The organism is Streptomyces sp., from assembly GCF_050698815.1.
In the GTDB taxonomy this organism is placed as follows: domain Bacteria; phylum Actinomycetota; class Actinomycetes; order Streptomycetales; family Streptomycetaceae; genus Streptomyces.
This window is the reverse complement of record NZ_JBOHCV010000140.1, coordinates 1-5,958: the sequence shown is the minus strand read 5'-3', so window position 1 is coordinate 5,958 and position 5,958 is coordinate 1. Positions and strand designations below refer to the sequence as shown.

Below are 5,958 nucleotides of genomic sequence, written 5' to 3'. Positions count from 1 at the left end.
TGCCGCCTCTGTGCGGTCTCGCCGCGGCTCCGTCCTAGGCTTGCTCCATGGCGACGACCAAGCAGCTCGTGATCAAGGTGACGGCGGGTACGGACGCACCGGAGCGCTGTTCGCAGGCGTTCACGGTGGCCGCGGTGGCGGCCGCCAGCGGCGTGGAGGTCTCGCTCTGGCTCACCGGTGAATCGGCCTGGTTCGCGCTGCCGGGCAGGGCGGCCGAGTTCGAACTGCCGCACGCCGCGCCACTGCCGGATCTGATCGCGGGCGTACAGGCAGGCGGCCGGATCACCCTGTGCACCCAGTGCGCCGCACGCCGCGGCATCGAGGAGCAGGACGTACTGGAGGGCGTACGCATCGCGGGCGCCCAGGTCTTCGTCAGCGAGATCATGGCCGAGGGCGTGCAGGCGCTCGTCTACTGAGCCGCGTACCGGCCCCCGCGGACCGCCGACTAGAATCGGTCGCGTATCAGCACTCAGTGAGCGAACAGTCAGCGAACTTCGCCAGATCAAGGAGCGCACCGCCGTGCTCGAGGCTTTCTTCACCGCACTCATGGTCCTGGTCTGCGTCGGCACCGCGGCCTTCGCCGGTCTCACCATCAAGAAGCTCTACCAGGGCCAGCGCTGAGCGCACCGCCGCGCCGCTGCCCGCCCGCCCGCCCCCTACAGATCGTCTGAGCCGCCATGATCGAGATCCCGTCCGACCTGCACCCGGACCTGGTACCCCTCGCCTTCCTGCTGGGCAACTGGCAGGGTGCCGGCGTCGCCGCACTCGACGGTGCGGAGGGCCCCGGCACCGACAAGTGCAACTTCGGGCAGGAGGTCACCTTCACGCACGACGGCCGTGACTTCCTGGAGTACGTCTCGCACACTTGGCAGCTCGACTCCGACGGCGGGAAGGTACGGCCGCTGGAGACCGAGACCGGCTACTGGCGGATCGACGCCGACCGCAAGGTGGAGGTCGTGATGATCCGCGACCAGGGTGTCGCCGAGGTCTGGTACGGCGAGCTGGCCGACAAGAAGCCGCAGATCGACCTCGCCACCGACGCCATCGCCCGTACCCCCTCCGCCGACGAGTACAGCGGCGGCAAGCGCCTCTACGGCTACGTCAACAGTGATCTGATGTGGGTCGGTGAGCGGGCCACCCCGCAGGCACCGCTGCACCCGTACATGTCCGCGCAGCTGAAGAAGGTCGTCGACCCGAGCGAGTGGGCCAAGGACCTGAAGGATCTGCCGGACGACGGCATCGCCTTCTTCAAGTGAGCGGCGGTCCTACACTGACGTTGTGGTGACCACCGACTGGCAGAGCGACCTCCGAGCGCGCGGATACCGGCTCACTCCGCAGCGCCAGCTCGTGCTGGAGGCGGTGGACAAGCTGGAGCACTCCACTCCCGACGACATCCTCGCCGAAGTACGGCGTACCGCGGGCGGGGTGAACATCTCCACGGTCTACCGCACCCTGGAGCTCCTCGAGGAGCTGGGCCTGGTCTCCCACGCGCACCTCGGCCACGGCGCACCGACCTACCACCTCGCCGACCGGCACCACCACATGCACCTGGTATGCCGGGACTGCACGGAGGTGATCGAGGCCGATCTGTCGGTCGCCGCGCCGTTCGCGGAGCAGCTGCGCGAGACCTTCGGTTTCGATACCGACATGAAGCACTTCGCGATCTTCGGCCGCTGTGCGAAATGCTCGGCGAAGGGTGACGACGGGCCGTCGTAGGCTGTTCGTATGTCCTTCAACAGCCCCCTCCTCTCGCTGCCCGGCGCCGTCGCCGCCGAGGGCCAGGACGAAGGGGTCGCCGCGCACTACGGTGATCTCTTCCGTGAGCAGCGCGCGCTGGCCGCGGGCACCGGCTTCGTCGACCTGTCGCACCGCGGCGTGGTCACCGTCTCCGGCGCGGACCGGCTCACCTGGCTGCACCTGCTGCTGACCCAGCACGTCAGCGATCTCGCCCCGGGCCACGCCACGGAGTCGCTGATCCTCTCCGCGAACGGGCACATCGAGCAGGCGCTCTACCTCGTCGACGACGGAGAGACGGTCTGGATGCACACCGAGCCCGGCAGCCAGGCCGCGCTGATCGGCTATCTGGAGAGCATGCGGTTCTTCTACCGCGTCGAGACCGCCGACCGCACCGAGGAGTACGCGGTCGTGCACCTCCCCGCGGGCTCCATCACCGAGCCCCCCGACGGCACCGTCGTACGCGAGACCTCGCACGGCCGTGACCTCTTCCTCCCGCGCCCCGCGCTGAATTCCTTCGCCGAGGCGCACGGCCCCGCCGTCGGCCTGCTCGCCTACGAGGCGCTGCGCGTCGAGGGCCACCGGCCCCGCCTCGGCATGGAGACCGATCACCGCACCATCCCGCACGAGTTGGGCTGGCTGGCGGCCGCCGTCCATCTGGACAAGGGCTGCTATCGCGGCCAGGAGACGGTCGCCCGGGTCCACAACCTCGGTAAGCCGCCCCGCCGGCTGGTCTTCCTCCACCTCGACGGCAGCGAGGTACGCCTTCCGGTGCACGGCGATCCGGTCCGGCTGGCCGACGACGGGCCGGACGGACGCGCGCTGGGCTTCATCACCACCTCGGCGCGGCACCACGAACTGGGGCCCATCGCACTGGCGTTGATCAAGCGCAATGTGCCGGTGGACGCCGCGTTGATCGCCGGCGAGAACGCGACGGCGGCGGCCCAGGAAGTCATCGTGGCGCCCTGACCGCCCACGCCGCGCGCGCCGTTCAGACCTCCAGCAGCACCGTGAACGGGCCGTCGTTGGTCAGCGAGAGTTTCATGTCCGCGCCGAACCGGCCCGTGGCGACCTGAGCGCCCAAGGCGCGCAGCCGGGCCACCACTTCGTCCACCAGCGGTTCGGCGACCGGACCCGGCGCGGCGGCGTTCCAGGTGGGGCGGCGTCCCTTGCGCGCGTCACCGTAGAGGGTGAACTGGCTGATCACGAGCAGCGGTGCGCCCACGTCGGAGCAGGACTTCTCGCCGGTCAGTATCCGTACCGACCAGAGTTTCCGTGCGAGCCGGTCCGCGGCCGCCGGGGTGTCGTCGTGCGTGACCCCGACCAGCACGCACAGGCCCTCGCCGACGATCTCCCCGACCGTCGAACCGTCCACGACGACGCTCGCGCCGTTCACTCGCTGCACCACTGCTCGCATAGCACCCCATCATGCCGTCCCGCTCGGCGATCCGTTCGGATGGTCCGGATGGGTGTGAGGTCGATGCACGGGCCGGCCGCACAGTGACACGATGCGCACACGCGGTACGTACCGCTGCTCTCGTCGCCAACGCGACACCAAAGGATGAAGGGGACACCATCCATGAGCACAACCGGGGCACCGTACGACCTCGGACAGCCCGACCTGAACAGGCTGCGGCTGCCCGAGCTGCGTACGCTGCTGCGCCGCGCACAGCAGGACGAGGGAGACCTCAGCTACGTGCGGCGGCTGCTCCAGGGGCGCATCGACATCCTCCGCGCCGAGCTGGCCCGGCGAACCGACCCCGGCTCACCGCTGCTCGAGCGGCTCCCGGAGATCCTGGCCGACGGCCCCTCGCGGCACCGCTCCTCCGCACGGCACGTGACGTTGAACACACCGCAGGGCGAGGAGTACCGGTCGCTGGCCGGAGAGATGCTGGCGGAGGTCGAGCTGAGCGACCTCACCGCCCGTACGGATGAGGAACTGCACCACGCCATGGGCCGCCTCGTCGGCTACGAGCAGGAGGTTTCGCACCGCAGGCAGTCGCTGCAGCGCACCGCGGACGGTTGCAGTACGGAGATCGCACGAAGGTACCGTGAGGGCGAAGCGCAAGTAGACGACCTGCTCCCCTGAGCATCCGGGGCGGGGTCACCGATCTGGAAGGCCCGCCTCCGATGCCCGCTACCAGCCACGGGGCCGGACCACGGCCCGGCCCCGCAGCCGCTCCCGCGGCCGCTCCCGCCGAGGACACCGCAGCCGGCCCCGGCTCCGCCCCCGCCGGGATACCGCCGGTGCTCGCCGAGGTCGTACGCTCCGGCTTCGTCGAGGGCCTGCACCGCGGTTCGCTGGTCGTGCTGGCCGCCGACGGCAGCGTCGAGCAGTCGCTGGGTGACCCGTACGCCCCGTTCTTCCCGCGCTCCGCCAGCAAGCCCGTGCAGGCCACGGCCATGCTGCGGGCCGGTCTCGAGCTGTCGGGCGCACGCCTCGCGCTGGCGACGGCCAGCCACTCCGGTGAGCCCTTCCACCTCGAACTGGTCCGCACGATGCTCGCCGAACACGGCCTGACCGAGTCGCGGTTGCAGTGCCCGGCCGAGCTCCCCCTCGACCAAGAGGAGGCGGAGCGCGCCCTCGCCGGCGGCGATGCCCGCAGCCGCCTCGCCATGAACTGCTCCGGCAAGCACGCCGCCATGCTCGCCACCTGCCTCGCCAACGGCTGGTCTCCGGAGTCGTATCTCGACCCCTCCCACCCTCTTCAGCAGCACATCGCGGCCACCCTCGAGGAGCTCTCCGGCGACCGCGTCGCCGACGTCGGCACGGACGGCTGCGGCGCCCCGCTCATGGCGATCTCGCTCGTCGGGCTCGCCCGCGCCTTCCGCACGATCGCCCTCGCGCGGCCGGACACCCCGGCCGGCCGGGTCGCCGACGCCATGCGCGCGCACCCCGAGTACGTCGCGGGCACGCGCCGCCACGACACCTGGCTGATGCGGGAACTGCCGGGCACCGTCTCGAAGGTGGGCGCGGAGTCCGTTCAGGCGGTCGGCCTCGCCGACGGCCGGTCCCTCGCCTTCAAGATCGACGACGGCGGCAACCGTGCCGTGGGCCCGGTGCTCGCCCGTACGCTCGCGAAGCTCGGCGTCGACTCTCCCGTGCTCGCCCGCATCGGCGACTCGCCGCTGCTCGGCGGCGGCCGACGGGTCGGCGAGGTGCGCGCGGTGTTCTGAGCCGCGGCTGCGCGGTTATCCACGTGCACGTCCGGCGTCGCCCCGTTTAGCGTGGCCCGCATGGCGCCCCTCGATCTGGATATCCGAACCCTGACCTCCCCCGACGAGCTGCCCGGCTGGATGCGTGCCGTCTCCGTCTCCTTCCTGCGCGGCCCGGACGTCTCCGCGAAGGAGGTGGCGGCCCGCACCCCGGACATCGACCTCGCACGGACCCAGGGCGCGTACGACGGGGACCGCTGCGTGGGCACCTTCCGCACGGAACCGCAGCAGCTCACCGTTCCCGGCGGCGCGGCCCTCCCCTCCTGCGCCGTCACGAACGTCACCGTCGCCCCGACCCACCGCCGCCGCGGGCTGCTGACCCGGATGATGGGCAACGCCCTCAGCGCCGCCAAGGAGCGCGGCGACGCCGTCTCCACGCTCATCGCCGCCGAGTATCCGATCTACGGACGCTACGGGTACGGTCCGGCGACCTGGACCGCCGAGTGGGAGGTAGAGGTGGCCCGCGCCGGCCTCGACCCCCGCCACTCCGGCCCCGACGACGGCGGACGCGTGGACCTCGTCGACGCCGATGAAGTGCGCCGCCGCGGCCCGGAGCTGTACGAGCGCTACCGCGAACAGCCCAGCCGGCAGGGCGTCATCGACCGCACCGGGTACTGGTGGGAGCACATGCTGGGAGAGCACCGGTACCCCGGCGACGGCTTCACCCCGTACTTCCACGCGCTCCACCGCGACGCCGACGGCGAACCCCAGGGCCTGGTCTCCTACCGGGTGAGGGACCGCTGGGAGGCCAAGCTACCGGAGAACACCGCCGAGGTGGAGTTCCTGGCCGCACGCACACCCGCCGCCGAGCGCGCCCTGTGGCAGTTCGTGCTCTCCATCGACTGGATCGCCCGCGTACGCTCCGGCTACCGCGCCCCCGACGACGTCCTCCCGCTGCTGCTGCCAGACCCCCGTGCGGCCCGGCTGACCACCCACGCCGACTTCCTGTGGCTGCGCCCCCTCGACGTGCCGCGCATGCTGACGGCCCGCCGCTACGCCGTGCCGGGC

General features: G+C 71.4%; 8 protein-coding genes. 7 read left to right on the top strand and 1 reads right to left on the bottom strand.

Translation table 11 applies throughout. The annotated features are described in order from the left end of the window. The first annotated feature begins 47 nt into the window (after window positions 1-47). From ACRDP3_RS05585 to ACRDP3_RS05570, 4 genes are all read left to right on the top strand, one after another. Entirely contained in the window at window positions 48-416 is a 369-nt protein-coding gene (locus ACRDP3_RS05585) for a DsrE family protein (RefSeq protein WP_431515693.1), read from the top strand. A 261-nt stretch (window positions 417-677) separates the two neighbouring features. Further along, window positions 678-1,256 (top strand): FABP family protein, encoded by a 579-nt coding sequence (locus ACRDP3_RS05580; RefSeq protein ID WP_431515692.1) that lies wholly within the window; start codon window positions 678-680, stop codon window positions 1,254-1,256. Window positions 1,257-1,278: 22 nt separating this feature from the next. Next, on the top strand, window positions 1,279-1,716 hold the full coding sequence (locus ACRDP3_RS05575) for a Fur family transcriptional regulator (RefSeq protein WP_431515691.1): 438 nt from the start codon (window positions 1,279-1,281) through the stop codon (window positions 1,714-1,716). 9 nt (window positions 1,717-1,725) lie between these two features. Continuing rightward, a complete protein-coding gene (locus tag ACRDP3_RS05570) occupies window positions 1,726-2,703 on the top strand; it encodes a YgfZ/GcvT domain-containing protein (RefSeq protein ID WP_431515690.1) in 978 nt (325 codons plus the stop codon). Window positions 2,704-2,725: 22 nt separating this feature from the next. Here the strand turns inward: ACRDP3_RS05570 and dtd are convergent, their stop codons facing one another. After that, window positions 2,726-3,151, bottom strand: coding sequence for a D-aminoacyl-tRNA deacylase (gene dtd, locus ACRDP3_RS05565; protein WP_431515689.1), 426 nt, complete (start codon window positions 3,149-3,151; stop codon window positions 2,726-2,728). A gap of 162 nt (window positions 3,152-3,313) precedes the next feature. On the opposite strand from dtd, the gene ACRDP3_RS05560 reads away from it, so the two are divergent. From ACRDP3_RS05560 to ACRDP3_RS05550, 3 genes are all read left to right on the top strand, one after another. After that, window positions 3,314-3,823: an ABC transporter substrate-binding protein gene (locus tag ACRDP3_RS05560; RefSeq protein ID WP_431515688.1), complete on the top strand. Its 510-nt coding sequence runs from the start codon at window positions 3,314-3,316 to the stop codon at window positions 3,821-3,823. Between the two features lie 41 nt (window positions 3,824-3,864). Continuing rightward, on the top strand, window positions 3,865-4,911 hold the full coding sequence (locus ACRDP3_RS05555; protein WP_431515687.1) for an asparaginase: 1,047 nt from the start codon (window positions 3,865-3,867) through the stop codon (window positions 4,909-4,911). A 60-nt stretch (window positions 4,912-4,971) separates the two neighbouring features. Next, window positions 4,972-5,958 (top strand): GNAT family N-acetyltransferase (locus ACRDP3_RS05550; protein WP_431515686.1); only part of this gene is annotated, 987 nt, incomplete at its 3' end.